Source organism: Modestobacter sp. SYSU DS0657 (assembly GCF_054050925.1).
Map to the genome: position 1 here is coordinate 36,905 of NZ_JBJHAG010000023.1, position 26,700 is coordinate 63,604.

Annotated in this window: 26 protein-coding genes; 5 read left to right on the plus strand and 21 right to left on the minus strand. The window is 74.4% G+C overall.

Annotation, left to right across the window (positions count from 1 at the left end; all coding sequences use genetic code 11):
- Positions 1-1,338 (minus strand): replication-associated recombination protein A, encoded by a 1,338-nt coding sequence (locus ACI79A_RS14715; RefSeq protein WP_457084380.1) that lies wholly within the window; start codon positions 1,336-1,338, stop codon positions 1-3.
- 34 nt (positions 1,339-1,372) lie between these two features.
- On the opposite strand from ACI79A_RS14715, the gene ACI79A_RS14720 reads away from it, so the two are divergent.
- The 3 genes from ACI79A_RS14720 to ACI79A_RS14730 all read left to right on the plus strand — a co-directional run bounded on the left by ACI79A_RS14720 (position 1,373) and on the right by ACI79A_RS14730 (position 3,316).
- The gene (locus ACI79A_RS14720) at positions 1,373-2,233 is read left to right on the plus strand and encodes an aldo/keto reductase (RefSeq protein WP_457084382.1); all 861 of its coding nucleotides are present in this window, start codon (positions 1,373-1,375) and stop codon (positions 2,231-2,233) included.
- A gap of 208 nt (positions 2,234-2,441) precedes the next feature.
- Complete coding sequence (locus tag ACI79A_RS14725) at positions 2,442-2,696, plus strand: hypothetical protein (protein WP_457084384.1); 255 nt, start codon at positions 2,442-2,444, stop codon at positions 2,694-2,696.
- A gap of 11 nt (positions 2,697-2,707) precedes the next feature.
- Positions 2,708-3,316 (plus strand): DUF559 domain-containing protein, encoded by a 609-nt coding sequence (locus ACI79A_RS14730; RefSeq protein ID WP_457084385.1) that lies wholly within the window; start codon positions 2,708-2,710, stop codon positions 3,314-3,316.
- Between the two features lie 78 nt (positions 3,317-3,394).
- Here ACI79A_RS14730 and ACI79A_RS14735 read toward each other — a convergent pair whose 3' ends face one another.
- The 5 genes from ACI79A_RS14735 to ACI79A_RS14755 all read right to left on the minus strand — a co-directional run bounded on the left by ACI79A_RS14735 (position 3,395) and on the right by ACI79A_RS14755 (position 9,590).
- Entirely contained in the window at positions 3,395-4,693 is a 1,299-nt protein-coding gene (locus ACI79A_RS14735) for a glycosyltransferase (RefSeq protein ID WP_457084387.1), read from the minus strand.
- 121 nt (positions 4,694-4,814) lie between these two features.
- On the minus strand, positions 4,815-6,596 hold the full coding sequence (gene aspS / locus ACI79A_RS14740) for an aspartate--tRNA ligase (RefSeq protein WP_457084389.1): 1,782 nt from the start codon (positions 6,594-6,596) through the stop codon (positions 4,815-4,817).
- 32 nt (positions 6,597-6,628) lie between these two features.
- Complete coding sequence (locus ACI79A_RS14745; protein WP_457084391.1) at positions 6,629-7,636, minus strand: aldo/keto reductase; 1,008 nt, start codon at positions 7,634-7,636, stop codon at positions 6,629-6,631.
- Complete coding sequence (gene hisS / locus ACI79A_RS14750; protein ID WP_457084393.1) at positions 7,633-8,895, minus strand: histidine--tRNA ligase; 1,263 nt, start codon at positions 8,893-8,895, stop codon at positions 7,633-7,635. Before hisS ends, ACI79A_RS14745 begins: the two co-directional genes overlap by 4 nt.
- Positions 8,892-9,590, minus strand: a complete 699-nt coding sequence (locus ACI79A_RS14755; RefSeq protein ID WP_457084395.1) for an MBL fold metallo-hydrolase — start codon at positions 9,588-9,590, stop codon at positions 8,892-8,894. The genes hisS and ACI79A_RS14755 overlap by 4 nt, the downstream gene beginning before the upstream one ends.
- A gap of 151 nt (positions 9,591-9,741) precedes the next feature.
- Here ACI79A_RS14755 and ACI79A_RS14760 point away from each other — a divergent pair, with 151 nt between their 5' ends.
- Both ACI79A_RS14760 and ACI79A_RS14765 read left to right on the plus strand, forming a co-directional pair.
- Positions 9,742-10,545: a peptidylprolyl isomerase gene (locus ACI79A_RS14760; protein ID WP_457084397.1), complete on the plus strand. Its 804-nt coding sequence runs from the start codon at positions 9,742-9,744 to the stop codon at positions 10,543-10,545.
- 83 nt (positions 10,546-10,628) lie between these two features.
- Entirely contained in the window at positions 10,629-10,802 is a 174-nt protein-coding gene (locus tag ACI79A_RS14765; protein WP_457084399.1) for a hypothetical protein, read from the plus strand.
- A 19-nt stretch (positions 10,803-10,821) separates the two neighbouring features.
- Here ACI79A_RS14765 and ACI79A_RS14770 read toward each other — a convergent pair whose 3' ends face one another.
- The 15 genes from ACI79A_RS14770 to ACI79A_RS14840 form a co-directional block, all read right to left on the minus strand.
- The gene (locus ACI79A_RS14770; RefSeq protein ID WP_457084401.1) at positions 10,822-11,091 is read right to left on the minus strand and encodes a hypothetical protein; all 270 of its coding nucleotides are present in this window, start codon (positions 11,089-11,091) and stop codon (positions 10,822-10,824) included.
- 85 nt (positions 11,092-11,176) lie between these two features.
- Positions 11,177-13,582: a RelA/SpoT family protein gene (locus ACI79A_RS14775; RefSeq protein ID WP_457084403.1), complete on the minus strand. Its 2,406-nt coding sequence runs from the start codon at positions 13,580-13,582 to the stop codon at positions 11,177-11,179.
- 115 nt (positions 13,583-13,697) lie between these two features.
- Positions 13,698-15,767 (minus strand): NAD(+) synthase, encoded by a 2,070-nt coding sequence (locus ACI79A_RS14780; protein WP_457084405.1) that lies wholly within the window; start codon positions 15,765-15,767, stop codon positions 13,698-13,700.
- Positions 15,768-15,797: 30 nt separating this feature from the next.
- Positions 15,798-16,418 (minus strand): adenine phosphoribosyltransferase, encoded by a 621-nt coding sequence (locus ACI79A_RS14785; protein ID WP_457084407.1) that lies wholly within the window; start codon positions 16,416-16,418, stop codon positions 15,798-15,800.
- Positions 16,415-17,830 carry a protein translocase subunit SecF gene (gene secF / locus ACI79A_RS14790; RefSeq protein ID WP_457084409.1) on the minus strand — a complete coding sequence of 472 codons (1,416 nt, stop codon included), beginning with the start codon at positions 17,828-17,830 and terminating at the stop codon, positions 16,415-16,417. The genes ACI79A_RS14785 and secF overlap by 4 nt, the downstream gene beginning before the upstream one ends.
- Complete coding sequence (gene secD / locus ACI79A_RS14795; protein ID WP_457084411.1) at positions 17,827-19,362, minus strand: protein translocase subunit SecD; 1,536 nt, start codon at positions 19,360-19,362, stop codon at positions 17,827-17,829. Before secD ends, secF begins: the two co-directional genes overlap by 4 nt.
- A gap of 9 nt (positions 19,363-19,371) precedes the next feature.
- Entirely contained in the window at positions 19,372-19,710 is a 339-nt protein-coding gene (gene yajC, locus ACI79A_RS14800; RefSeq protein ID WP_457084413.1) for a preprotein translocase subunit YajC, read from the minus strand.
- A gap of 159 nt (positions 19,711-19,869) precedes the next feature.
- The gene (gene ruvB / locus ACI79A_RS14805) at positions 19,870-21,039 is read right to left on the minus strand and encodes a Holliday junction branch migration DNA helicase RuvB (RefSeq protein WP_457084415.1); all 1,170 of its coding nucleotides are present in this window, start codon (positions 21,037-21,039) and stop codon (positions 19,870-19,872) included.
- The gene (gene ruvA / locus ACI79A_RS14810) at positions 21,036-21,674 is read right to left on the minus strand and encodes a Holliday junction branch migration protein RuvA (RefSeq protein WP_457084417.1); all 639 of its coding nucleotides are present in this window, start codon (positions 21,672-21,674) and stop codon (positions 21,036-21,038) included. The genes ruvB and ruvA overlap by 4 nt, the downstream gene beginning before the upstream one ends.
- Complete coding sequence (gene ruvC / locus ACI79A_RS14815) at positions 21,671-22,243, minus strand: crossover junction endodeoxyribonuclease RuvC (RefSeq protein WP_457084419.1); 573 nt, start codon at positions 22,241-22,243, stop codon at positions 21,671-21,673. Before ruvC ends, ruvA begins: the two co-directional genes overlap by 4 nt.
- A gap of 147 nt (positions 22,244-22,390) precedes the next feature.
- On the minus strand, positions 22,391-23,149 hold the full coding sequence (locus ACI79A_RS14820) for a YebC/PmpR family DNA-binding transcriptional regulator (RefSeq protein ID WP_457084421.1): 759 nt from the start codon (positions 23,147-23,149) through the stop codon (positions 22,391-22,393).
- Positions 23,146-23,826, minus strand: a complete 681-nt coding sequence (gene pdxT, locus ACI79A_RS14825) for a pyridoxal 5'-phosphate synthase glutaminase subunit PdxT (protein ID WP_457084423.1) — start codon at positions 23,824-23,826, stop codon at positions 23,146-23,148. The genes ACI79A_RS14820 and pdxT overlap by 4 nt, the downstream gene beginning before the upstream one ends.
- Positions 23,823-24,731, minus strand: a complete 909-nt coding sequence (gene pdxS / locus ACI79A_RS14830) for a pyridoxal 5'-phosphate synthase lyase subunit PdxS (protein WP_457084425.1) — start codon at positions 24,729-24,731, stop codon at positions 23,823-23,825. The genes pdxT and pdxS overlap by 4 nt, the downstream gene beginning before the upstream one ends.
- A gap of 50 nt (positions 24,732-24,781) precedes the next feature.
- Complete coding sequence (locus ACI79A_RS14835; RefSeq protein ID WP_457084427.1) at positions 24,782-25,330, minus strand: hypothetical protein; 549 nt, start codon at positions 25,328-25,330, stop codon at positions 24,782-24,784.
- An 11-nt stretch (positions 25,331-25,341) separates the two neighbouring features.
- On the minus strand, positions 25,342-26,571 hold the full coding sequence (locus ACI79A_RS14840; RefSeq protein ID WP_457084429.1) for a glycosyltransferase family 4 protein: 1,230 nt from the start codon (positions 26,569-26,571) through the stop codon (positions 25,342-25,344).
- Between the last annotated feature and the right edge of the window lie 129 nt (positions 26,572-26,700).

Consider the following 26,700-nt stretch of genomic DNA (forward strand, 5'->3'; position numbering starts at 1 on the left):
TCAGCTCCGCCGTCGGATGATCGCCCGCAGCTTGACCAGCCGGGCGCCGATCTGCGCCTCCACCCCGCGCGCCGTCGGCCGGTAGTAGTCGCGGCCCACCAGGGCGTCGGGCGGGTACTGCTGCGGCACCACGCCGTCGGGGTGGTCGTGCGGGTAGGAGTAGGTCTTCCCGTGGCCGAGCTTCTTCGCCCCCGCGTAGTGGGCGTCGCGGAGGCCCGGCGGCACCGGGCCGGCCAGCCCGGCGCGGACGTCGGCGACGGACTCGCCGATCGCCACGGTCAGCGCGTTGGACTTCGGTGCGGTGGCCAGGTGGGCGACGGCCTGGGCGAGCGGGAAGTGGCCCTCCGGCATCCCGATGAAGGCCACGGCCTCGGCCGCGGCGACCGCGGCCTGCAGCGCGGTGGGGTCGGCCATGCCGATGTCCTCGCTGGCGGAGATGACCAGCCGGCGGGCGATGAAGCGCGGGTCCTCCCCCGCCTCCACCATCCGCGCCAGGTAGTGCATCGCCGCATCGACGTCGGACCCGCGGATCGACTTGATCAGCGCACTGGCGACGTCGTAGTGCTGGTCGCCGGCGCGGTCGTAGCGCACCGCTGCCTGGGCCACCGCGGTCTCCAGGGTGGGCAGGTCGATCTCGGTGCCGCCGGCAGCGAGCGCCGCGCCCGCGCCGGACTCCAGCGCGGTCAGCGCCTTGCGGCCGTCGCCACCGGCGATGCGGACCAGGTGCTCCTCGGCCTCGGCGCTCAGCGTCACCGCGCCGTCCAGCCCCCGGTCGCTGGTCAGCGCGCGGCGCAGCAGCGTGCGCACGTCGTCGTCGTCCAACGGCTGCAGCGCGAGGACCAGGCTGCGGGAGAGCAGCGGGCTGACCACGGAGAAGAAGGGGTTCTCGGTGGTGGCCGCGATCAGGCTGACGATCCGGTCCTCCACCGCCGACAGCAGGGAGTCCTGCTGGGTCTTGGAGAAGCGGTGCACCTCGTCGATGAACAGCACCGTGCGCCGGCCGGCCATGGTCAGCTCGCGCTTGGCCGAGCTGATGACCGCGCGGACCTCCTTCACCCCGGAGTCCAGCGCGGACAGCTGCACGAACTGCCGCTTGGTGGCCAGGCTGATCACGTGCGCCAACGTGGTCTTGCCGGTTCCCGGGGGCCCGTAGAGCACCAGGGACATCGGCTCGTCGGCCTCCACCAGCCGGCGCAGCGGCGCGCGGGGCCCGAGCAGGTGGGTCTGCCCGACCACCTCGTCCAGCGAGCGGGGTCGCATCCGGACCGCCAGCGGCGCACCGGGGTCGACCGGCGCGCCACCGTCGTCGTCCGGAGCGGGGTCGAACAGCGAACTCACGGTTGCGACGCTACCCGCGGGGCACGGCGGTCCCATGCAGCAGCGACGCATCGGCGACCGCACCGTCAGCGCCATCGGCCTGGGGGCCATGCCCCTGTCGACCAAGGACGACCGTCCCACGCCCGCCGACGCCGAGGCGGTGGTGCACGCCGCGCTCGACGCCGGAGTGACGCTGGTCGACACCGCCGACGCCTACGCCCGCGACGAGGCGGAGTTCGGGCACAACGAGGAGCTGGTCGCCAGAACGCTGCGCTCGTACGGCGGCACCACGGACGACGTCCTGGTGGCGACCAAGGGCGGGCACACCCGCCGCGGCAGCGACTGGGAGCTGGACGGGTCGCCGGCGTACCTCCGCCGGGCGTGCGAGGCCTCGCTGCGCCGGCTGGAAGTCGAGGCGATCGGGCTCTACCAGTTCCACCGGCCGGACCCGGCGACGCCGTGGGAGGAGTCGATGGGCGCCCTGCGGGCACTGGTGGACGACGGGCTGGTGCGGCTGGCCGGGATCTCCAACGCCGACGTCGCCCAGATCGACAGCGCCCGGCAGATCGTGGGCCCGGCGCTGGTGAGCGTGCAGAACCAGTTCTCCCCTGGCTGGCGCTCCTCGGCCGGCGAGCTGGCCCACTGCGCGGAGCTGGGACTGGCGTTCATCCCGTGGAGCCCGTTCGGCGGGGTGTCCTCGGCCAAGTCGCTGGGGTCGACCGCCGACGCGTTCGCCGCGGTGGCCGACGAGCTCGGGGTCTCCGTGTACCAGGTGACGCTGGCCTGGCACCTGGCCCAGGCCGACGTCGTCGTCCCCATCCCGGGCGCGTCCCGGGCGGAGTCGATCACCGACTCGGCGGCCGCGGCAGAGCTCCGGCTGACACCCGACCAGCTGGCCCGTCTCGACGCCGCCTGACCCAGCGCCCTCGACCTCCCGCCCCCTGTCCCTCCCATCCCAGTTGATCATCGGCGATCCGCGCTCCGCAGCGGCGTGCCGGACGACCGTTCGCCGATGATCAACACGTCGGCCCTGCGGACGTACGCCACGTCCACAGGGCCGGCGCCCGTCCACAGATGCACTGCAGACCTCCGCCGGCCCGGCGGTTCCCGCCAGCGTGGTGCCGGTGCTGCCACCTGCCCAGCCCACCACCGTCGCCGCCGCTCTCGCCCTCGGCTGCACCCGCGCACAGCTCCGCCGCCCGGACCACGTCCGGCTGACGCACGGCGTCGTCGTCCGGCTGGAGGACGCCGTCGACGAGGTGGAGCGGCTCAGCCTGCTGGCGACCGTCCTCCCGCCGGACGCGGCGTTCAGCCACGGGACCGCGGCCGCGCTGCTCGGTGCGCCGGTCGACCTGCCGCCCGACCGCACGTGGCCCTGACGCCCCGCCGGGTGCTCCCCCAGCATGCCGGGCTGGTGGTGCACGGACGGCGGCTGGGCCCGGCCGACGTGGTGCACCACCGGGGCCTGCGGGTGACGGCCGGCCCGCAGACGTTCCTGGATCTGGCGGCCACGCTCCCGCCGGAGGAGCTGGTCGCGGTGGGCGACGCCCTGTACCGCGCCGGCCACCTCGACCGCGCTCGGCTGTCCGAACGACTGGCCCGGGCCGACCGCGTGCGTGGGGTGGTCCGCGCCCGGGCCTGCGCGCCGCTGCTCGACCCGGTGGCGGCCTCCCGCCCGGAGAGCCTGGTGCGCTACTGGCTGGTCACCAGCGACCTCCCCGACCCTCGACCTCAAGTGGAGGTCCACGATCGGCTCGGACGCGTGGTGGCCCATGGGGACCTCGGCTACAGCGACTGGAAGGTGCTGCTGGAGTACGAGGGCCGCCAGCACGCCGACGAGGACCAGTTCGGCCGCGACGTCGACCGGTACTCGCTGATGGCGGCCGACGGCTGGCTGGTGCTGCGCTTCGCCCGCCAGCACCTCCGGAGTCCCCGGCCCGTGGTCGAGCGCACTCGGGGCGCCCTGCTCAGCCGCGGCTGGCGACCACGCCCGGGTTGATCATCGGCAGGTGGTCGTCGGACACGCCGCCGGGGGCGACCGATCGCCGATGATCAACTGAGAACGGCCGGTGGGCGGTCAGGCGGCCCACGGGTCGGGCGACTCCCGGAGCACGGGGCGCCGCTCGGTGGCCAGCCGCTCCACGAGGGCGGCCGCCTCGCCAGCTCCGCCACGAGCGGCCAGGGAGCTGGCCAGCTCCGCGGCCCGCCGCGCGAAGGCCGGGTCGGCCAGCACCCGTCCGACGGCGTCCGCCACCTGTGCGGGCAGCGGGCGGCCGGTGCGCAGGCCGATCCCCGCACCGGACCAGGCGACCCGGCGGGCGATCTCCGGCTTGTCGAGGGTGCCGCCGGCGACCACGAGGGGGACACCGGCGGCCAGCGCGGCCAGCACCCCGCCCCACCCGCCGTTGGTGACCACGACGGAGGTCCTCGGGAGCAGCTGGTCGTAGGGCAGGAAGGGTGCCTGCCGGGCGTTGGCCGGCACCTGGGCGGCCGGCAGCCCGGCGGGTCCGGTCGATGCGGCCACCAGCACGTCGGCGTCCGCGAGGCCGGCCAGCGCTGGGATCAGCAGGTCGGCGGGATCGACGTCGTAGGTGCCCTGGGTGACGTGCACCAGGGGGCGGTCGGCCGCGGTCAGCTCGGGCCACCAGGGCGGCACGGGAGCGCCCCCGGCAGGCGCGGCGAGCTGGCCGACGAAGTGCGCGTGCCGGGGCAGGTCACTGCGCGGGTACTCCAGCTCCGGTACTCCGTGCGCCAGTACCAGCTGCGGCGAGTAGAAGGCGTCCAGGGCGGTGGAGGGCGCCGGTGGCAGGTCGAGTTCCGCTCGTACCTCGGTGGCCACGCGGTCCAGCCGCCGTCCCAGCGCGAGCTGGGTCGCCCGTCGCAGAGCGGCGTCCCTCACCCGCCCTGCGCGGCCCCGGCCGGGCCGCAGACCCAGGCCGAACGGCGGCAGGTCCCGGCTGGTCAGACCGAGGGGCACCAGGGAGACCGAGGCCCACGGCGTGCCGGTGCGCTCCGCGGCGAGCGCGGACCCGATCGCGAGCTGATCGGACACCAGCACGTCGAACGGTCCGGCCGCCAGCAGGTCCTTCGCCTGCCCGGCACCGGTGCGCAGGAAGACGTGCTCCACGTTCGCGGTGACCTCTCGCGGCCCACGCCCGTCGCCGACCTCCGGGAAGGTGGCCCGCAGGTCGGCGTCGTCGAAGTCCGGGGCGCGCTCCCAGGGCAGCCAGGTCGCACCGGCGGCGGTGAACCGCGCGGCGTACCGGCGCCCGGTGTAGGCGACGACGTCGTGCCCGCGGGCGACCAGGGCCGCGGCCACGGCCGCCATCGGGGTGGCGTGACCCGCGAAGGGCATCGCCGCGACCAGCACCCGCATGCCCGCCGCTCCCCCCGCCGCTCCGGGTTCCCGCGTCGATCATCGGCGAACGGCTGCCCGACACGCCAGTGCGCGCGGCCGTTCGCCGATGATCAACTGCAAGGGAGGACGAGATCCGCCGTCAGGCGCCCTTGGCGGGGTCGGTCGGACCGGGGGCGCCGGGCTGACCGGGGGCCGGATCGGCGTCCGGGTCGACGTCGATGCCGGCCTCCTTCCGCTGCGCGGCGGTGATCGGCGTCGGCGCACCGGTGAGCGGGTCGAAGCCCGCGCCGGTCTTGGGGAAGGCGATGACCTCGCGGATGGAGTCGACGCCGGCCAGCAGCGCGGTGAGCCGGTCCCAGCCGATCGCGGCACCGGCGTGCGGCGGCGGGCCGTAGTCGAAGGCCTCCAGGAACCAGCCGAACTGGGCCCGGGCCTCCTCCTGCGTCATGCCGAGGGTCTGGAACACCCGCTCCTGCAGCTGGGCGTCGTGGATGCGGACCGACCCGCTCATCAGCTCGTTGCCGTTGCACACCAGGTCGTAGGCGTCCGACAGCGCGGCGCCCTTGTCGTCGGCGAACCGCTCCCGCCACTCCGGGGTGGGCGAGGTGAACGGGTGGTGCATGAAGGTCCAGTCGCCGTCCTCGGTCTGCTCGAACATCGGGAAGTCGACGACGAACAGGAACGACCACGACCCCGGCTCGATCAGCTCCAGCCGCTTGGCCACCTCGTTGCGGGCGGCGCCGAGCAGCTCCTGGGCCTGCCGGCGCGGGCCGGCGGCGAAGAAGACGCAGTCGCCGGGGTTCGCCCCGACCGCCTCGACCAGCCCGGCCCGCTCGGCCTCGGAGATGTTCTTGGCCACCGGGCCCCCGAGGGTGCCGTCCTCGCCGACGGTGACGTAGGCCAGGCCCTTGTAGCCCCGCGAGCGCGCCCAGTCCTGCCACGCGTCGAAGGCCCGCCGCGGCTGCGACCCGCCGCCGGGCATCACGATCGCGCCGACGTAGGGCGCCTGGAAGACCCGAAAGGGGGTCTCGGCGAAGTAGGAGGTCAGCTCGGTCAGCTCCACGCCGAAGCGCAGGTCGGGCTTGTCGGAGCCGAACCGGTCCATCGCCTCGCGGTAGGTCATCCGCGGGATCTCCGGGATCTCGTAGCCGGCCAGCTCACGCCAGAGCGCCCGGATGACGTGCTCGGCCACGGCCAGCACGTCGTCCCGGTCGACGAAGCTCATCTCGAAGTCCAGCTGGGTGAACTCCGGCTGCCGGTCGGCCCGGAAGTCCTCGTCCCGGAAGCAGCGGGCGATCTGGTAGTAGCGCTCCAGGCCACCGACCATCAGCAGCTGCTTGAACAGCTGCGGCGACTGCGGGAGGGCGTACCAGTGGCCCGGCTGCAGCCGGACCGGGACGACGAAGTCGCGGGCCCCCTCGGGGGTGGAGCGGGTCAGCGACGGGGTCTCGACCTCGGTGAACCCGTGCTGCGCCATCACCCCGCGGGCGATCCGGTTGACCTCGCTGCGCAGCCGCAGCGTCGCCGCCGGCCCCTGCCGGCGCAGGTCCAGGTACCGGTACTTGTAGCGGACGTCGTCCCCGGCCGCCTGCGCGGTCTCGATCGGGAACGGCAGCGGCGCCGCGGCCGACAGCACGGTCAGCTCCGCGGCGACGACCTCGATCTCGCCGGTGGAGAGCTCGGGGTTCTCGTTGCCGGCGGGGCGGCGCTGCACCTGCCCGGTCACGAGCACGCAGTACTCGTTGCGCAGGGCGTGCGCCTCCTCCTCGCGGACGACGACCTGGGCGTAGCCCGAGGAGTCGCGCAGGTCGAGGAAGACGACCCCGCCGTGGTCGCGACGGCGGGCGACCCAGCCGGCGAGGGTGACCGTGGAGCCGGCGTCGGAGGCGCGGAGCGTCCCGGCGTCGTGGGTGCGGAGCACGTTTCAGGCCCTTCTGAGGGAGGTGGGGACGGTCACCAGCGGTCGTGCACGTGCGCGCGGATGCGCTCGTCGTACACGCGCTCGAGGTCGGCGAGCTGGCTGTCGGACAGCGGCGGGAGCGAGGCGGCCGCGACGTTGTCCAGCGCCTGCTGGACGTTGCGGGCGCCGGGGATGACGGTGGTGACGCCGGGCTGGTCGATCACCCAGCGCAGCGCGAAGCCGGCGGTGGAGACGTCCGGGCCGGCGATCTCGGCGACCTCGCGCGCCGCGGCGACGCCCACCTCGAACGGCACGCCGGCGAAGGTCTCGCCGACGTCGAAGGCCTCGCCGTTGCGGTTGTAGTTCCGGTGGTCGTCGGCGGCGAACGTGGTGTCGGTGGAGTACTTGCCCGACAGCAGGCCGCTGGCCAGCGGAACCCGGGCGAGGATGCCGACGTCGGCGCGCTGGGCGGCGGGCAGCAGCTGCTCCAGCGGCTTGCGCCGGAAGATGTTGAGGATGACCTGGATGGTCTGCACGCCAGGGTGCTGCAGCGCGGTCAGGCCCTCGGTCACGGTCTCCACCGAGACGCCGTAGGCGGCGATCGCCTGCTCCGCGACGAGGGCGTCGAGGGTGTCGTAGACCCGCTCGTCGGAGTAGACGGTCGGCGGGGGGCAGTGCAGCTGCACCAGGTCGAGGGTGTCGACGCCGAGGTTGGTCCGCGACCGGTCGATCCAGGCGCGCAGGTTCTCCGGGGTGTACTGCTCGGCGGTGAACGGGTCGGCGCGCCGGCCGGCCTTGGTGGCGACGAACGGGCGCTCGCCCCGGGCGGCCAGCGCCTGGCGGATGCGCTGCTCGGAGCGGCCGTCGCCGTAGACGTCGGCGGTGTCCAGCAGGGTCACCCCGGCGTCGAGCGCGGCGTCCAGGACGGCGGCGGCGGCGGCCTCGGTGACCTCGCCCCAGTCACCCCCCAGCTGCCAGGTGCCGAGCCCGACGACGGACACGTCGGCTCCGGTGCGGCCGAGCGGGCGGGTCTCCAGCGGGGTCGAGGAAGTCACAGTCACCTCCCAACCGTCGCACGCACGCGCTCGAACAGCTCGCCCAGGGGGACGGCGACCTGCTCCTGGGTGCGCAGGTCCTTCAGCTGCGCCACCCCGTCGGCCAGGTCGCGCTCGCCCAGCACCACGGCGTGCGAGGCACCGGACCGGTCGGCCGCCTTCATCGCCCCCTTCAGGCCGCGGTCGCCGTACACGGTGTCGGCGGCGACGCCGGCCTCGCGCAACTGCCCGACCAGCCGGACGGCGAGCCGCTTGGCCTCCGCCCCCAGCGGGACGACGAACGCCTGCACCCCGGCGCCCGCCCCCAGGTCCAGCCCCTCGGCCTGCACCGCGAGCAGGGTGCGGTCGACGCCGACGGCGTAGCCGATGCCGGACAGGTCCGGGCCGCCGAGAGCCGCGGACAGCCCGTCGTAGCGCCCGCCGCCGCCGATCGCGGACTGGGCGCCGAGGCCGGAGTGCACGAACTCGAAGGTGGTCTTCGTGTAGTAGTCCAGCCCGCGGACCAGCCGCGGCGCCTCGGTCCAGGTCACACCCAGGTCGGTCAGGTGCTGGCGGACGGCGTCGTAGTGCGCCTTGGTGCTGTCCGAGAGGTGGTCGACCATCAGCGGGGCGTCGTCCAGCTGTGCCTGCACCTCGGGCCGCTTGTCGTCGAGCACCCGCAGCGGGTTGATCTCCGCCCGGCGCCGGGTTTCGGCGTCCAGGTCCAGACCAGCCAGGAAGTCGACCAGCAGCTCGCGGTACTGCGGGCGGCAGGTGGCGTCGCCCAGGGAGGTCAGCAGCAGCTCGAAGTCACGCAGCCCCAGGTCGCGGAACCCCTGCACCGCCAGCGCGACGATCTCGGCGTCGAGCGCCGGGTCGTCGACGCCGAGGGCCTCGCAGTCGACCTGGGTGAAGTGCCGGTACCGGCCGGCCTGCGGCCGCTCGTAGCGGAACGCCGACCCGACCGCCCACAGCTTCACCGGCAGCGCGCCGGAGTACAGCCGGTGCTCGATGAAGGCGCGCATCAGCCCGGCCGTGAGCTCCGGGCGCAGCGTCAGCGACCGGTCGCCGCGGTCGGTGAAGGTGTACATCTCCTTGGAGACGACGTCGGTGGACTCCCCCACCCCGCGGGAGAACACGGCGGTGTCCTCGAACGTCGGCGTCTCGATGTACCCGTAGCCCGCCCGGCGCAGCGGCGCGGTCAGGGTGTCGCGCACGGCGAGGAACTGCGCCGACGCCGGCGGCAGCGTGTCGAACGTGCCCTTGGGGGCGGTCAGCCCGCTCACAGTCCTGGTCCCTTCGGTGCACCGGCCGCCTCGGCCAGGTACGGGTTGGTGGCGCGCTCGCGCCCGATCGTCGTCGCCGGCCCGTGCCCGGGCAGCACGACCGTCTCGTCGTCCAGCGGCAGGACGACGTCGCGCAGCGAGCGCAGCATGTCGTCCCACGAGCCGCCGGGCAGGTCGACCCGGCCGACCGACCCGGCGAACAGGACGTCGCCGGCCAGCAGGCCCGGGGAGTCGGCGAGGTCGAGGGAGAAGACCACCGACCCCTGGGTGTGCCCCGGCGCGTGCCGCACGGTCAGGTCGACCCCGGCCAGCGAGAGGGTGGCGCCGTCGGCCAGCACCCGGACGTCGTCGGGCTCGGGGAGATCGGCCGCCCCGATCAGCGGTGCCAGCTGCGGCCCGTGCCAGCGCACCGGGTCGGCGAGCATGGGGTGGTCAGCTGCGTGCAGGTAGGCCGGGATGTCGTAGCCGGAGCACACCGGGACGACCGAGAAGGTGTGGTCCAGGTGCCCGTGGGTCAGCACGACGGCGACCGGCTGCAGGCCGTTGTCGACGAGCATCGCGCGCAGCGGCTCGACGGCGTCCATGCCCGGGTCGACGACGACGCACTCCTGCTTCAGCGCCGACGACCCCGCGCGAGGGGCCACCGCGTAGCAGTTCGTGCCGAACGCGCCGGCGGGGAACGAGCGGATGAGCACCCGTGCAGGTTACGCGGCTGTGATCACACCCAGCCGCGCTGCCAGGGAGCCGCCAGGGAGCGCCCCTACACTGCGCACCTGACGCCGCCCGGGCGCCGGCCGCCGCCGCCCCGGACCCGCCGCCGACCACCGCCCGAGGAGCCCGAGAAGAGTGCCGACCAACAAGCAGCGCCGTGAGGCCGCCCAGCGCCACCTGCAGCGTCAGCTGGAGCGCCGTGAGCAGCTGGCCCGCAAGCGGCGCCGGAACGTGCTCATCGGCGTGACGGTCATCGCCGTGCTGGCCGTGGTGGCCGCCGTCTTCATCATCACCGGGATCACCGGCGAGGACGACACGGCCGACACCGCCGGCGCCGCCAGCGACAACACCGCCGCCGCCCCGGTCGTCGACGGCAGCGACGGGACCTGCGACTTCACCGAGGCCAGCCGCGGTGAGACCACCACCGACGTCGGCACGCCGCCGGCCGAGGTGCCGACCACCGGCACGGTCCCGGTCACGATGACGACGAACGTCGGCGACATCCCGCTGACCCTGGACCAGGAGAACGCCCCCTGCGCCTCGGCCAGCATGGTGTACCTGGCCCAGCAGGGGTTCTTCGACGGCAGCCCCTGCCACCGGCTGACCTCCGGGGGCTTGAGCGTGCTCCAGTGCGGCGACCCCAGCGGCACCGGCACCGGGGGCCCCAGCTACCAGTTCCCGACCCAGGTCACCGGCGAGGAGACGTACCCGCGCGGCACGGTGGCCATGGCGAACAGCGGTTCCGGCTTCGACGGCAGCCAGTTCTTCCTCGTCTACGCCGACAGCCAGCTCTCCCCCGACTACACCGTGATCGGCACGATCGACGAGGCCGGCCTGCAGGTGCTGGACACGATCGCCGCCGCCGGGATCGAGGGCGGCGCGTCCGACGGTGCCCCGGCCGAGCCGGTCACCATCGAGTCGATGACCGTCCAGCAGTAACCGCAGCACCCGACGGCCCGCCCCCTCCCCGAGGGGCCGGGCCGTCGCGCGTCCGGGGCCGGCCACGCCGATACCGTCCGGGCATGAGACGGCACGTGGCGCGGGACGTGGCGGTGGTCTGCCTGGTGTGGGCGGCGGTCGTCCAGCTCGCGTCCTGGGAGCGCCCGGGGCTCCCGCTGCTGCTGAGCACCGCGGCCGCCGTCGTCCTGCTGCTCCCCGACCGTCGCCCCGGCCGCCGCCGGGACCCCACCGCCTGACCGACCGCTCAGCCGGGGGTCAGCCGGCGGTCAGCCGCACCAGGCCCCGGTCGCCGGCGTGGTCGACCACTGCGAACACCTCGAACCGGTCGGCCCCCAGCTCGCTGCAGCGGAACGCCGCCCAGTCCAGCACGGCGGGGATGTCCGCCCCGGAGATCTCGTACTCGTCGGCCGCCGACCCCGGTGGCCGGCCCTCGTCGCCGGGAGCGCCCCACCAGAAGTGGACGCGATACCGCGGCTGGTCGATCTCCCAGCGCACGTCCCGTGGGTCGACGCCGCGGACGTCCACCCTCAGGCGGTGCCGACGGCGCGACTCCGCGCCGCGGTCCGCTCCTCGGTCGCTGGGGCTCCCTGCGATGCTCCCGCGGCTGTCATCACGCGGTGACGCGCTCGACGTCGAAGACGCCGTCGACGTTGCGCACCGTCTGCAGCACCGCACCCAGGTGGGCGGGGTCGGCCAGCTCGAAGGTGAACCGGCTGATCGCCACCCGGTCCCGGCTGGTCTGCACCGAGGCGGAGAGGATGTTGACCCGCTCGTCGGCCAGCGCCCGGGTGACGTCGGACAACAGCCGGTGCCGGTCCAGCGCCTCGACCTGGATCGCCACGAGGAAGACCGCGCCGGGCTGGGAGGCCCAGTCGACCTCCACCAGCCGCTCGGGCTTGCTCTGCAGGTCAGCGGCGTTGGTGCAGTCGGTGCGGTGCACGCTGACGCCGCCACCGCGGGTGACGAAGCCCAGGATGTCGTCGCCGGGCACCGGCGTGCAGCACTTGGCGAGCTTTGCCCAGACGTCGGTCATGCCGTGCACGACGATGCCCGGGTCGCCGCTGGCGGTGCGCGCCACCGTGCGCTTGGTGGGGATCGCCGTCTCGGCGATGTCCTCGGTGGCACCCTCGGAGCCGCCCAGCGCGGTCAGCAGCTTCTCCACGATCGACGCCGCGGAGACCTGGTTCTCGCCGACCGCCGCGTACAGCGCGCTGACGTCGCTGAAGTGCAGATCCGCGGCGAGGGTGGCCAGCGCCTCCCCGCCGAGCAGCCGCTGCAGCGGCAGGCCGGCCTTGCGCATCGCCTTGGTGAGCGCGTCCTTGCCCGCCTCGACGGCGTCCTCGCGCCGCTCCTTGGTGAACCACTGGCGGATCTTGGTGCGCGCCCGGGACGAGCCGACGAACGACAGCCAGTCCTTGGAGGGGCCGGCGGTCGGCGAGCGGGAGGTGAAGACCTCGACGACGTCGCCGTTGGACAGCTTGCTGTCCAGGGAGACGAGGTTGCCGTTGACCCGGGCACCGATGCAGCGGTGGCCGACCTCGGTGTGCACCGCGTAGGCGAAGTCGACCGGGGTGGCCTCACCGGGGAGGCTGATCACGTCGCCCTTGGGCGTGAAGACGAAGACCTCCTGCGGCCCCAGGTCGTACCGCAGGGTCTCCAGGAACTCACCCGGCTCCTGCGCCTCGCGCTGCCAGTCCAGCAGCTGGCGCAGCCACAGCATGTCGTCGCCCGCCGCGCCGGGCGTCGGCACCAGGTCCGCCTTGCCGCCGCCGGCGCGCGCCTTCTCCTTGTACTTCCAGTGCGCCGCGATGCCGTACTCCGCGGTGCGGTGCATCTCGTGGGTGCGGATCTGCAGCTCGACGGGCTTGCCCTGCGGGCCGATGACCGTGGTGTGCAGCGACTGGTACATGTTGAACTTCGGCATCGCCACGAAGTCCTTGAACCGGCCGGGCACCGGCTGCCAGTGCGCGTGCATGATGCCCAGCGCGGCGTAGCAGTCACGCACCGACTCGACCAGGATGCGGATGCCGACCAGGTCCCAGATGTCGGTGAAGTCGCGCCCGCGGACGATCATCTTCTGGTAGATCGAGTAGTAGTGCTTGGGGCGCCCGGTCACGGTCGCCTCGATCTTGGACGCCTTGAGCTGCTCGGTGACCTGGCTGGTCACCTCGGCGATGAAGGTGTCCCGGGACGGCGCCCGCTCGGCGACCAGCCGGACGATCTCGTCGTAGCGCTTGGGGTACAGCGTGGCGAACGCGAGGTCCTCGAGCTCCCACTTGATGGTGTTCATGCCCAGCCGGTGCGCCAGCGGGGCGAGGATCTCCAGCGTCTCGCGCGCCTTCTTCTCCTGCTTCTCCGGTGGGAGGAACCGCAGGGTGCGCATGTTGTGCAGCCGGTCGGCGAGCTTGATCACCAGCACCCGCGGGTCGCGGGACATCGCGACGATCATCTTGCGGATCGTTTCGGCCTGCGCCGCGTCACCCAGCTTGACCCGGTCGATCTTGGTGACGCCGTCGACCAGGTGGGCCACCTCGGGGCCGAAGTCGGCACGGATGGTGTCCAGCGTGACGCCGGTGTCCTCGACGGTGTCGTGCAGCAGCGCGGCCACCAGGGTGGTGGTGTCCATCCCGAGGCCGGCCAGCACGGTGGCGACCGCCAGCGGGTGGGTGATGTAGGGGTCGCCGCTCTTCCGCTTCTGCGGGGCGTGCGCCTCCTCGGCGACGTCGTAGGCCCGCTGCAGCAGCAGCAGGTCGGCCTTCGGATGGCTCTGCCGGTGCAGCACGGCCAGCGGCTCGAGCACCGGCCGGATCCCGGTGGAACGCTGACCGGCGACGATGCGGCGGGCCAGCCGGTCTCGGACCCGCCGGCGGGGTACCGCCTCGGCGTCCCCGCCGGGCTCGGGCGCGACGTCGTCGGGACGACGGACGACCGGCCGCTCGGGCAGCGCCGCGCGCGGCGGCTCCGCCTCGACGGCGGGCGCGTCGGACGTCTGCGGTGCGGCGACGTCACCGGCCACGAGTGCTCCTGCCTGCTGAGGAGGGTGGGACCCATCCCATGCTAGCCGCGCCCGGGCGGGCCCGGCCGGTCGTGCCCCCCGGGGTGGGTGGGTCGGGCACAGGGGGCCGGGTGGCTCACCCCTCGGGGACCTCGCGCTGCAGCTCCGCCAGCCACACCCGGGCCGTCGCGTCCGAGGGCGCGCGCCAATCGCCGCGCGGCGAGAGCGAGCCCCCGGCGGAGACCTTGGGGCCGTTGGGCATCGCCGAGCGCTTGAACTGGCTGAAGGCGAAGAACCGCCGGCAGAAGACCTCCAGCCAGTGCCGGATCTCCGCCAGCTGGTAGGACACCCGCCGGTCCGCGGGGAAGCCCGCCGGCCACTCCCCCGCCTCGGCGTCGGCCCAGGCGTGCAGCGCGAGGAACGCGATCTTCGAGGGCCGCATGCCGTAGCGCAGCACGTGGAAGAGGGTGAAGTCCTGCAGCGCGTAGGGCCCGACCTGCGCCTCGGTGCTCTGCACCGGCTCGCCGGCGCCCGCCGGGACCAGCTCCGGGCTGATCTCCGCGGCCAGGATCCGCTCCAGGGTGCGCAGCACGGGCTCGTCGAACTGCTCGGAGGACACCACCCAGCGGATCAGGTGCTGGATGAGCGTCTTGGGCACGCCACCGTTGACGTTGTAGTGCGACATCTGGTCGCCGACGCCGTAGGTCGACCAGCCAAGCGCGATCTCCGAGAGGTCACCGGTGCCGAGCACGATCCCGCCGCGCTGGTTGGCCAGCCGGAACAGGTAGTCGGTGCGCAGACCGGCCTGCACGTTCTCGAAGGTCACGTCGTAGACCGGCTCGCCGCGGCCGGCGGGGTGACCCATGTCGGTGAGCAGCCGGGTGGCCGCGGGGCGGATGTCGATCTCCTCGAACGTCACCCCCAGCGCCGTGGCGAGGGCGACGGCGTTGGCCTTGCTCTCGTCGCCGGTCGCGAACCCGGGCAGGGTGAACGCCAGGATGTCGCTGCGCGGCCGGCCGGCCCGGTCCATCGCCTGGGCGGCGACGATCAGCGCGTGGGTGGAGTCCAGCCCGCCGGAGACCCCGATGACCACCGTCGGCCAGCCGATCGCCGCCAGCCGCCGCTCCAGCCCGACGACCTGGATGTTGTAGGCCTCGTAGCAGTCCTGGGCCAGCCGCGCGGGGTCGGCCGGCACGAACGGGAAGCGGTCCAGCCGACGGCGCAGGCCCAGGTCCCCGGTCGGGGGCTGCAGCCGGAACTCCACCCGGCGGTGGTCCAGCCGGCCGGCCAGCGCGCGCCGGTTGTCGTCGAAGGTGCCCATCCGCGCCCGCTCGGCGCGCAGCAGGTCCAGGTCGACGTCGGCCACCGACCGGCGCGGCCCGTCGGGGAAGCGGTCGGACTCGGCGAGCAGGACACCGTTCTCCCAGACCATCGTCTGCCCGTCCCAGGACAGGTCGGTGGTCGACTCCCCCTGCCCGGCGGCCGCGTACACGTAGGCGGCCAGGCAGCGGATCGACGTCGCCTGCGCCAGGGTGGCCCGCTGGTCGGCCCGCCCGACGGTGATCGGGCTGCCCGAGAGGTTGGCCAGCACGGTGGCCCCGGCCAGCGCCGCCTCGGCCCCGGGCTGGACCGGGATCCACATGTCCTCGCAGATCTCCACCGCCAGCACCAGGCCGGGCACGTCGACGGCGTCGAACAGCAGGTCCGGACCGAAGGGCACCGGCTGCCCGGCGACGGTGTGCACCTCGCCGGCGGCGTCGACCCCGGAGGCCAGCTGCCGGGCCTCGTAGAACTCCCGGTAGGTGGGGAGGTAGGACTTCGGGACGACGCCCAGCACCCGGCCGCGGTGCACGACGACCGCGGTGTTGTAGACCCGGTTGCGGTGGCGCAGCGGCGCCCCGACCACCAGCACCGGGGTCAGGTCGGCCGACCCGGCGACGACGTCGGCGAGGGCCGCCTCGACCGCGTCCAGCAGCGGGTCCTGCAGCAGCAGGTCCTCGATCGAGTAGCCGGACAGGCACAGCTCCGGGAACACCGCGACGGCGACGCCCTCGGCCGAGCACTCCCGGGCCTGCGCCAGCACGGCCGCGGCGTTGGCCGCGGGATCGGCGATCGTCACGGGCAGGGTGACCGCGGCGACCCGCGCGAAGCCGTGCCGGTAGACGGAGCGGAACCGGGTCGCGGACTCCTCAGCTGCTGGGCTCACCCGCCGATCATGTCATCCGGCGCCCGCGGCTCAGGTCGTCCAGAGCGAGTGCACCGGGTGCGGCGCGACGCGCTGGCGACCGCCCAGGACGCCCAGCTCGATCACCACCGAGACCGCGGTGACCACACCCCCCAGCTGCTCCAGCAGGTTGACGGCCGCCGCCAGCGTGCCGCCGGTGGCCAGCACGTCGTCCACCAGCAGCACGCGCTGGCCGGGGCGGATCGAGTCGGTGTGCAGCTCGAGGGTCGCGGTGCCGTACTCCAGCGCGTAGTCGGCCGACACCCGCTCGCGCGGGAGCTTCCCGGCCTTGCGGATCGGGACCACCCCGGTACCCGTGCGCACCGCGACGGCGGCGGCCAGCAGGAAGCCGCGCGCCTCGACCCCGGCGACGACGTCGAAGCCCGGGTCCGGGGCGCCTCCGGAGCCGTCGCTGCCGCCGAGCGCCGCCGCCCGCGGGTCCACCCCGGCCGGTTCGGCCAACGCGTCGACGACCCGGCGGAAGGCCTCGGCGTCGGCGAACACCGGCGTCAGGTCGCGGAACAGCACCCCGGGCTCGGGGAAGTCCGGGATGGTGACCGCGACCGACGCGACCAGCTCCGCGATCGGCAGCTGCGTCCCGGCGGCGGGCGTCTGCGCAGGCCCGGCGGTCACCGGCGCTTCTTGCCCGCCGGGCGCTGCCCCGGACGCGGGGCCGTCGCGCCACCGCGGCCGGTCCCCGGCTGCCGCGGGGCGGCCTGCACCGAGGACGGCGACTCCACCTGCACGTCGGCCACCGGCCGGCCCGGCAGGGTCTCCGTGCGCCCCGTCCCCGGCCGCCCTGCCCCCGGCCGCTCGGTCCCCGGCCCCTCCGCGACGGCCACCGACGACCGCCCGCTCGACCCGCCACGGCGGGCGCTGGCGACCGGCCCGGCCGGCTGGCCAGCGCTGCGCGCCTCGGCCGCCCGGCGGGCGAGCACCCGCTTGCGCAGCGCCTGCTGCTCGGGCTCCCGCTCCTTGAGCTCGGCGAGCACCGGCGTGGCCAGGAAGATCGAGCTGTAGGTACCGGCCGCCAGGCCGACGAACAGCACCAGCGCGAGGTCCTTGAGGGTGCCGGCACCCAGCAGCCCGGCGCCGACGAAGAGCAGCCCGGCGACCGGCAGCAGCGCGATGACCGAGGTGTTGATCGAGCGCATCAGCGTCTGGTTGACCGCCAGGTCCGAGGCCTCGGTGAAGGTCGACCGGCTGCTCTTGTCCAGGTCCTTGACGTTCTCGTCGACCTTGTCGAACACGACGACGGTGTCGTAGAGGGAGAACCCGAGGATGGTGAGCAGACCGATCACCGTGGACGGCGAGACCTCGAAGCCGACCAGCGCGTAGATGCCGGCGGTGACGAGGATGTCGTGCAGCAGCGCGACGATCGCCGCGACGGCCATCTTGGGCTGGAACCGCACCGCGAGGAAGGCGACCACGGCGACCAGGAACACCGCGAGCGCGATGAGCGCCTGGTTGGTGACGTCGCTGCCCCAGTCGGCGCTCACCGACTGCGGGCTGACCGCCGACGGTTCGACGCCGGCGGCCTCGGCCACGGCGTCGACGACGGCCCGCTCGGTGTCGTTGTCCAGCTCGCTGGTGCGCAGCAGCACGGAGTCCCCGCCGACCACCTGCGCGCTGGAGACCTCGGCCCCGGCTCCCTCGGCGGCCTCGCGGACGTCCGCGAGCTGCTCGCTGGTGGCCGGCACCCGCACGCTGCTGCCGCCGGCGAACTCGATGCTGAAGTTGAAGCCGCGCACGCCCATCGCCAGCACGCACAGCAGCACGACGACGGCGGTGACCCGGAACCAGAACCGGCGCCTGGCGACGACGGCCAGGCCGGCCTCGCCGTTGTAGAGCCGGTGGGCCAGCGACGCCCGGTGCGGGCGGGCCGCGGCGCCGCCCTCCGCGGGCAGGCCGGCGTCGGCGAGCGCCTGGTCCCCGACGCTCTCCTCGGTGGCCTCGGTGGCCACCGCCGACTCGTCGACGGACTCGTCGGCGGCGGAGCCGACCGGCACCGGTGCCTGGTCGGCGTCGTCCCGGGGGGTGGTCATCGCGTGCTCCCGTTCGTGCTGCTGCCGGCGCCGACCAGCTCGGGCTCGCGCGCCGTCGCCGGCGCGGTGCGGCGTCCGCGGTCGACCTGGCCCAGACCGGAGAACCGGTTGGAGCCGAAGGACCTGACCCGGCTCAGCACCGCCATCAGCGGGTGGGTGAAGAGGAAGACCACGACGAGGTCGAGGACGGTCGACAGGCCCAGGGTGAAGGCGAAGCCCTTCACGTCACCGATGGCCAGCCAGTAGAGGATCGCCGCGGCCAGGAAGCTGACCGCGTCGGCGGACAGGATGGTCCGGCGGGCGCGCACCCAGGCGCGGGGCACGGCGCTGCGCAGGGACCGCCCCTCGCGGACCTCGTCCTTGAGGCGTTCGAAGTACACGACGAACGAGTCGGCGGTGATGCCGATCGAGACGATGAACCCGGCGATGCCGGCGAGGCTGAGCGCCAGGCCCAGTTCGCGGCTGAGCAGCACCAGGCAGCCGTAGACGACGACCGCGGACAGCACCAGGCTGGCGATCATCACCAGCCCGAGCAGGCGGTAGTAGAGCAGCCCGTACACGAAGACCAGGGCGACGCCGATGCCACCGGCGATGAGCCCGGCCCGCAGCTGCTCCTCTCCCAGCTGGGTGGAGATCGACTGCGCGGTCGCCTGCTCGAACGTCAGCGGCAGCGCGCCGTACTTGAGCTGGTTGGCGAGCTCGGTCGCCTCGGCCTGGGTGAAGTTGCCGCTGATCTCGGTGCTGCCACCCACGATGGCACTGTTGATCGTCGGCGCGGAGACCACCCGGCCGTCCAGGGTGATCGCCACGCTGTTGCCCACGTTCGCGGTGGTGTACGTGGCCCACGCGTCGGCGCCGGAGTTGTTCAGCGACAGGTCGACGATCCACTCGCCGGTGCCCGCGCGGGTGCCGGCGGTCGCGTCGGTGACGTCGGTGCCCTCGAGGACCGACGGGCCGAGCAGGTACTTCACGGCGCCGTCCTCGCCGCACGCGGCGATGTGGTCGTCGGGCCGGTCGATGTCGGTGGTCTGGTCGTCGCAGGTGAGCGTCGCGAACTCCGCGGCCGCCTCCTCCTGGGTGACCGGCGCGGCGCCCTCCTCCGGAGCCGGCTCCTCGGCCGGGTCCTCCGTCGGCGCGGCGTCCTCGGCGGGCGGCATGACCGGCTCGGCCTGCAGCACCGGGCGGAAGCGCAGCTGCGCGGTCGTGCCCAGCTCGCGGGCGCGCTCGCCGTCGTCACCGGGCACCGAGATGACGATGTTGCTGTCACCCTCGGTCACCACCTCGGCCTCGGCGACGCCCAGGCCGTTGACGCGCTGCTCGATGATGCGCCGGGCGAGCTCGAGGTCCTCGCGGGCCGGGGCCTCGCCGCCGGGCGTGCGCGCGGTGAGGGTGACGGTGGTGCCGCCCTGGAGGTCCAGGCCGAGCTGGGGCGTGCGCTGGTCACCCGTGAGGAAGACCAGCGCGTACAGCCCCGCGACGATCAGCAGGAAGGCCGCGAAGTAGCGGCGCGCAGGGAGCTGGCGGGCAGCCATGGGCCCGGGTCAGCGGGTGCGGTCGGTGGGGTCGCCGTCGCCGTCGACCGTCCCGCCGGAGCTGTTCGGGGCGCCGTCGGCCGGAGCGGCCGGCGTGCGGACCTCCATCACCGCGGGGCGCGCGACGGTGATCACGACGCCGGAGGCGACCTCGAGGTCGATGGTCCCCTCACCGAGGCCGGCGACCGTGCCGTGGATGCCGCTGGTCAGCATGACCGGCGTGCCGACCGTCAGCGACTCCTGCAGGGCCTGCGCGTTGGCCTGCATCTTCTTGCGCTGCCGGGCCGGCAGCACGATCAGCAGGACGAACGCGAGGGCGAGCAGGACGAACGGGAAGAGCTGTTCCACGACTGGTGAGCCTCTCTACCGCGGCAGGTCGCGCGGTCGGTGCGGCCCGGGAGGGCCGCTCGGGTACATCGGCGCCGGCGCACTCCCACCCGCGCGGAGTGGCCCCGGGGCGAGGCGCGTCGCCCGGCTGGTCCGGGTTGCGCGCCAGCGCCGAGGAGTCTAGGCGTCGAAGAGGGTCTGTGACGACGCCCCGTCCGGCGGCGGGTCACCTGTGCCCCCAGCGGGCGCAGCACCCCCGTGCAGCGCAAGTCCCCCACGCGGCAGCGGGTGCCCCAGGTGGGAGAAGGCCGCCTCGGTGGCCACCCGTCCGCGGGGCGTGCGGGCCAGCAGTCCGGCACGCACCAGGAAGGGCTCGCAGACCTCCTCGACGGTGTGCGGCTCCTCCCCCACGGCGACCGCCAGGGTGGCCACCCCGACGGGGCCGCCGCCGAACTTGGTCACCAGCGCATCGAGGACCGCCCGGTCCAGCCGGTCCAGGCCGAGCTCGTCGACGTCGTAGAGGGCCAGTGCCGACCGGGCGACGTCGCGGGTGATCCGGCCGTCGGCGCGCACCTCGGCGAAGTCCCGGACCCGGCGCAGCAGCCGGTTGGCGATCCGCGGCGTGCCCCGCGAGCGGCCGGCGATCTCTCCCGAGCCGTCGTCGGTGAGCTCGACCCCGAGCAGGTCGGCGCTGCGGGCGAGGACCCGCTGCAGGTCGGCGGTCTCGTAGAACTCCATCTGCCCGACGAAGCCGAACCGGTCGCGCAGCGGGCCGGTGAGCAGGCCGGCGCGGGTGGTGGCGCCCACCAGGGTGAACGGGTTGATCTCCAGCGGGATGGCGGTCGCGCCGGGCCCCTTGCCGACCACGACGTCGACCCGGAAGTCCTCCATCGCCATGTACAGCAGTTCCTCGGCCGGGCGGGCGATGCGGTGGATCTCGTCGATGAACAGCACGTCACCGTGGCCGAGGTTGGACAGCATCGCGGCCAGGTCACCCGACCGCTCGATCGCCGGGCCGCTGGTGATCTTCACCGCCGTGCCGAGCTCGGAGCCGATGATGAGCGCGAGGCTGGTCTTGCCCAGTCCGGGCGGGCCGGACAGCAGCACGTGGTCCGGCGGGCGGCCGCGGCGCTTGGCGCCCTCCAGCACCAGGTCGAGCTGGCGGGCCACCTTCGGCTGGCCGATGAAGTCGGCCAGCGAGTGCGGGCGCAGGGCCGACTCGACCACCCGCTCCTCGTCACCGGCGCCACCCGACAGCGACCCCGGCAGCGACTGAGCCTCGACCGAGAAGTCCCGGCCGTACCCCTCGGCGGCCTCCCCGGTCAGCGACCGGTCGAACGGCGAGGTCACGAGCGGCCCAGGATCTGCAGCGCCTGCCGCAGCAGCACCGCGACCTGCACCCCGCCGGCCGCCTGCTGCTCCTCGGCGACCGGCTCCAGCGCGGCCAGCGCCGTCTCCGCCTCGCGGCTGGACCAGCCCAGCCCCACCAGCGCGGCGGTGAGCTGGTCGCGCCACGGAGCGACCGGCGTGACCGGGGCCAGCCCGGCGGGCAGCGGGCCACCGTCGAGCTGGGTGTCGACGGTGGTCGCGCCCAGGCGGTCGCGCAGCTCCAGCACCAGCCGCTCGGCGCCCTTCTTGCCGATGCCCGGCACCTGCATCAGCGCCTTGAGGTCACCCATCGACACGGCCCGGCGCACCTCGCGGGGCGGGTGGATCGCCAGCACCGCCTGGGCCAGCCGGGGACCGACGCCGTTGGCGGTCTGCAGCAGCTCGAACAGCTGGCGCTCGTCGTCGTCGGCGAAGCCGTAGAGGGTGAGCGAGTCCTCCCGGACGACGAGGCTGGTCGACAGCCGCGCCTGCTCCCCCACCTGCAGCCGCGCGATCGTGCCCGGGGTGCACTGCACCGAGAGCCCGACCCCGCCGACCTCGACGACCGCGCCGTCGGGCGAGACGGCCGCGATCCGGCCGTTGACCGAGGCGATCATCGGGCCGACACCCCCGTCCAGCGCGGCACGGTGCGGGCGCCGGGCAGCGGCGCGCCGATGCCCCCGGCGAGCGCCGCGGTGCGCAGCCGGTGCTGGGCGGGGGCGCGCCAGGTGTGGCAGATCGCCAGCGCCAGCGCATCGGCGGCGTCGGCCGGCTTGGGCGGGCTGGCCAGCCCGAGCACCCGGGTGACCATGAGGGTGACCTGCTCCTTGTCGGCGCGGCCGTTGCCGGAGATGGCGGCCTTGATCTCGCTGGGCGTGTGCCAGGCGACGGGGAGGTCGGCCTGGGCGGCGGCGAGGGCGGCGACCCCGGCGGCCTGGGCGGTGCCGGTCGCCGTCCCCTTGTTGTTCTGGGTGAAGACGCGCTCGATGGCCACGGCCGTGGGCCGGTGCTCGCGCAGCAGCGCGGTCACGGCGGTGTGCACCTCCAGCAGCCGGAGTTCCAGGTCCAGGTCGGGGGACGTGCGCACGACGCCGACCCCCAGGGAGACCGGCCGGGCACCGGGCCGCCCCTCGACCACCCCCCACCCGCAGCGGGTGAGACCCGGGTCGATGCCGAGCACGCGCATGCCCACTCCCCCACCATCGCACGAACACCTGTTCGATGGGACGCTAACCGGGTGCGGGCCGGAGACGGCGGCGACACGCCATCAGCCGTCGGCCCCGCTGCAGGGCCCCGCCGCGAGCCCGCGAGTGGCGGGGGCAGCGGGGTCCTTCTAGGCGTCGGCGGTGACCTGCTCCATGACCTCGTCGGAGACGGCGTAGTTCGCGTAGACGTTCTGCACGTCGTCGAGGTCCTCGAGGGCGTCGATCAGCTTGAACACCTTGGCGGCGCCGTCGACGTCGAGCTCCACCTGCACGCTGGGCACGAAGCCCATGTCGGCGGAGTCGTACTCGATGCCGGCCTCCTGCAGCGCGGTGCGGACGGCGACCATGTCACCGGGCTCGCTGACCACCTCGAAGGTGTCGCCCAGGTCGCGGACCTCCTCGGCTCCGGCGTCCAGCACGGCCAGCAGCACGTCGTCCTCGGTGTGGCCGGCGGCCGGCACCACGACCACGCCCTTGCGGGAGAACAGGTAGGACACCGAGCCCGGGTCGGCCATGGTGCCGCCGTTGCGGGTCATCGCGGTGCGCACCTCCATCGCCGACCGGTTCTTGTTGTCGGTGAGGCACTCGATGAGGACGGCGACCCCGGCCGCCGCGTAGCCCTCGTAGGTGATGCCCTGGTAGTCGACGCCGCCGGCCTCGGCACCCGAACCGCGCTTGACCGCGCGGTCGATGTTGTCGTTGGGCACCGAGCTCTTCTTCGCCTTCTGGATGGCGTCGAACAGCGTCGGGTTGCCCGCCGGGTCACCGCCGCCGGTGCGGGCGGCCACCTCGATGTTCTTGATCAGCTTGGCGAAGAGCTTGCCGCGCTTGGCGTCGATCCCGGCCTTCTTGTGCTTGGTCGTCGCCCACTTGGAATGGCCGCTCACGACTTACCCCCTCCACTGCCGACGCCTGCGATGGCGCCGTCGGAACGCTGGTCCCGGGCACGGGCTGCCCGCACCAGTTCCACGAAGGACGCGTGCACCCGGATGTCACCGGTGAGCTCGGGGTGGAAGCTGGTGGCCACCAGGGATCCCTGGCGGACGGCGACGATCTTACCGTCGGCCGGGCCGCCCACGACCCGGCCGAGGACCTCGACGCCGTCGGCGGCCTGCTCGACCCACGGCGCGCGGATGAAGACGGCGTGCACGGGGCCCCCGTCGACGCCGGCGATCTGCACGTCACTCATCTCCACCAGGCCCTCGAAGGAGTCGATCTGCCGGCCGAAGGCGTTGCGCCGCACCGTGACGTCCAGCCCGCCGATGGTCTGCTGCCCCGCCGGGGCGTCGAGCACCCGGTCGGCGAGCAGGATCATCCCGGCGCAGGAGCCGTAGGTGGGCAGCCCGGCCCGGACGGCGTCCCGGAGCGGCTGGAGCAGCCCGAACCGCTGGGCGAGGTTCGCCATCGTGGTCGACTCGCCGCCGGGCAGCACCAGCCCGTCGACGGCGGCCAGCTCCTCGGGGCGGCGGACCGTCACCGCCCGGGCGCCGGCGGCGGTCAGCGCCGCCAGGTGCTCCCGGACGTCGCCCTGCAGGGCGAGCACACCGATGACCGGCGCGCTCACCAGCCGCGGGTGGCGTACCGCTGGGACTCCGGCAGCGTGCTCACGTTGATGCCGACCATCGGCTCGCCCAGCCCGCGGGAGACCTTGGCGATGACGTCGGGGTCGTCGGCGAACGTCGTCGCCTGGACGATCGCCGCCGCGCGCTGCGCCGGGTCGCCGGACTTGAAGATGCCCGAGCCGACGAAGACGCCCTCCGCGCCCAGCTGCATCATCATCGCCGCGTCGGCGGGGGTGGCGATGCCGCCGGCGGTGAACAGGACGACCGGCAGCTTCCCGGTGCGGGCGACCTCGACGACGAGGTCGTGGGGGGCGCGCAGCTCCTTGGCCGCGACGAACAACTCGGTCTCGTCCAGCGTGCCCAGCCGCTTGATCCCGGCGCGCAGCGCGCGCATGTGCCGGGTGGCCTCCACGACGTTGCCGGTGCCGGCCTCGCCCTTCGAGCGGATCATCGCCGCGCCCTCGGCGATGCGGCGCAGCGCCTCACCGAGGTCGGTGGCGCCGCAGACGAACGGCACGGTGAACGCGTGCTTGTCGATGTGGTGGGCCTCGTCGGCGGGCGTGAGCACCTCGGACTCGTCGATGTAGTCGACGCCGAGGCTCTGCAGCACCTGCGCCTCCACGAAGTGCCCGATCCGCGCCTTGGCCATCACCGGGATGGAGACCGCGTCGATGATGCCCTGGACCATGTCCGGGTCGCTCATCCGCGCGATGCCGCCCTGGGCGCGGATGTCGGCGGGCACCCGCTCGAGCGCCATGACGGCGACGGCGCCGGCGTCCTCGGCGATCCTCGCCTGCTCGGGGGTGACGACGTCCATGATCACGCCGCCCTTGAGCTGCTCGGCCATGCCGCGCTTGACCCGGTCGGTGCCGGTGCCGGGCTGGTGCTGGGGGTCGGACGAGGTCACGGTGGTGGCCTTCCAGGTCGTCGAGCGCGGACGGCCCAGCGTACGGCGGGTCAGCCGGACGTCCGCCCGGCCCCGGAGGCCACCCCGGCGGGGGGGCCGGTGAGCACCGCGTCCAGGCCGTCGTCGATGTCGAAGTACCGCGGCAGCGGCCGCCCGGCGTGCAGCCGCATCACCCGGGCCGGCCGGCCGCGGCGCAGCACCAGGGTGTCGCGCACGGCGTCGTTGTAGAAGCGGCGGGCCAGCCCGACCCGCATCCCGGTGTCCTGCAGCTCCGGCGGGCGGAGCGCCGGCGGCACCCGGCGGAGCAGCGCGCCCAGCCGGTTCTCCGCGGCCTCGCGGTCACCCGCCGTGGGGGCACGGGCCCCGGCAGCCGCCCTGGCCAGCGCGGTCGCCAGCTCGGGTCCGAGCTCGTCGGCCCGCTCGCGGGCCAGCGCCGCGGCCAGCTCCGCCCGCCGCAGCAGCGCGGCGTCGAGCACCTCGCGCGCCCGGCGGACCCGCCCGGCCAGCCGCCGCAGCCGGGTCAGCGTCCAGACCGCCCAGGCCAGCGCGAGCACCGCCAGCACGGCGACGGCGAGCAGGAGCTCGGTGGCGGTGGTCATGGGACCTCAGGCTAGCGGCGGACCCGGCGGCGGAAGGGCCATGGCGGCGCGACGCGCTCACCCAGGTCGCCGGCGACGTGCCCGAGCAGGGCGGCGTCGTCCTCGGTGGAGGCGGTGACCGCCGCCCCGCCGGGGGGTGCGACCGTCTCGTAGACGGCGAGGATCCGGCGGGCGACGACCGACCAGTCGTAGCCGGCGACGACCCGCCGACCGGCCTCGACCAGCGCGTCGCGGCGCACCGGGTCGGCCAGCAGCCCGCTCAGCGCCGCGGCCAGCGCGGCGGAGTCGCCGCGGCGAACCAGCACCCCGGCGGCCCCGCCGCCGAGCACCCGGGCGAAGGCGTCCAGGTCGCTGGCGACGACCGGCGCCCCGGCGGCCATCGCCTCGAGCAGGATGACGCCGAAGGACTCCCCCATGAGGTTCGGCGCGCAGTAGACGTCGATCGACCGGAGGAACGCCGCCTTGGCCGGTTCGTCGACCTCCCCGAGCAGCGTGACGTGCGGGCGGAGGTCGTCGCCCACCAGCTCGGTGAGCTCGTCGGGGTCGCCGCGGCCGGCGATCAGCAGCCGGGCTCCGGGATGGGCTGCCACCACCGTCCGCATCGCCGCCAGCAGCACCGGCAGCCCCTTGCGGGGCTCGTCGTAGCGACCCAGGAAGCCGATCGTGGGGCCTCCCTCCCCGCGCCGGTGACCGGGCAGCGAGGGCCCGTCGGCGAAGGCCGGCACGTGCACGCCGTTGGGGATGACCACGGCATCGCCGCCCAGGTGCTCGACCTGGACCCGGCGGGCGAAGTCGGAGACCGCGATCCGGCCGTCGACCTTCTCCAGCCAGGGCCGGGCCCACGGCCCGAGCGCCGCCAGCACCTTGGAGCGCGTGGTCGCCGCGTGGAACGTCGCCACGATCGGCCCCTGGGCGATGATGCACACGAGCAGCGACAGCGAGACCGAGGCCGGCTCGTGCACGTGGACGACGTCGAAGTGCCCCTCGCGCAGCCAGCGGCGGGCCCGGGCCGCGGAGACGAGCCCGAAGGACACGCTGGCCATCGAGCCGTTGTACGGCACCGGCACCGCCCGCCCGGCCCAGGTCACGTGCTCGGCCGGCAGGTTCTCCTCGTGCTCTGCGGGGGTGAGCACCTCGACGTGGTGTCCCAGCCCGCGCAGCGTCTCGGCGAGGTCGCGCACGTGGTACTGGACGCCGCCGGGGACGTCCCACGAGTAGGGGCACACCAGCCCGATGCGCATCAGCGGCTCCCCGGGTCGACCGGGGGGGGGGGGGGGGGGGGGGGGGGGGGGGGGCGGCCGGGGGGGTCGGCGGGGGGCGGCGGGGGGCGGGTGGGGGGCGCGGGGGGGGCCCGGGGGGGGGGGGCGGGC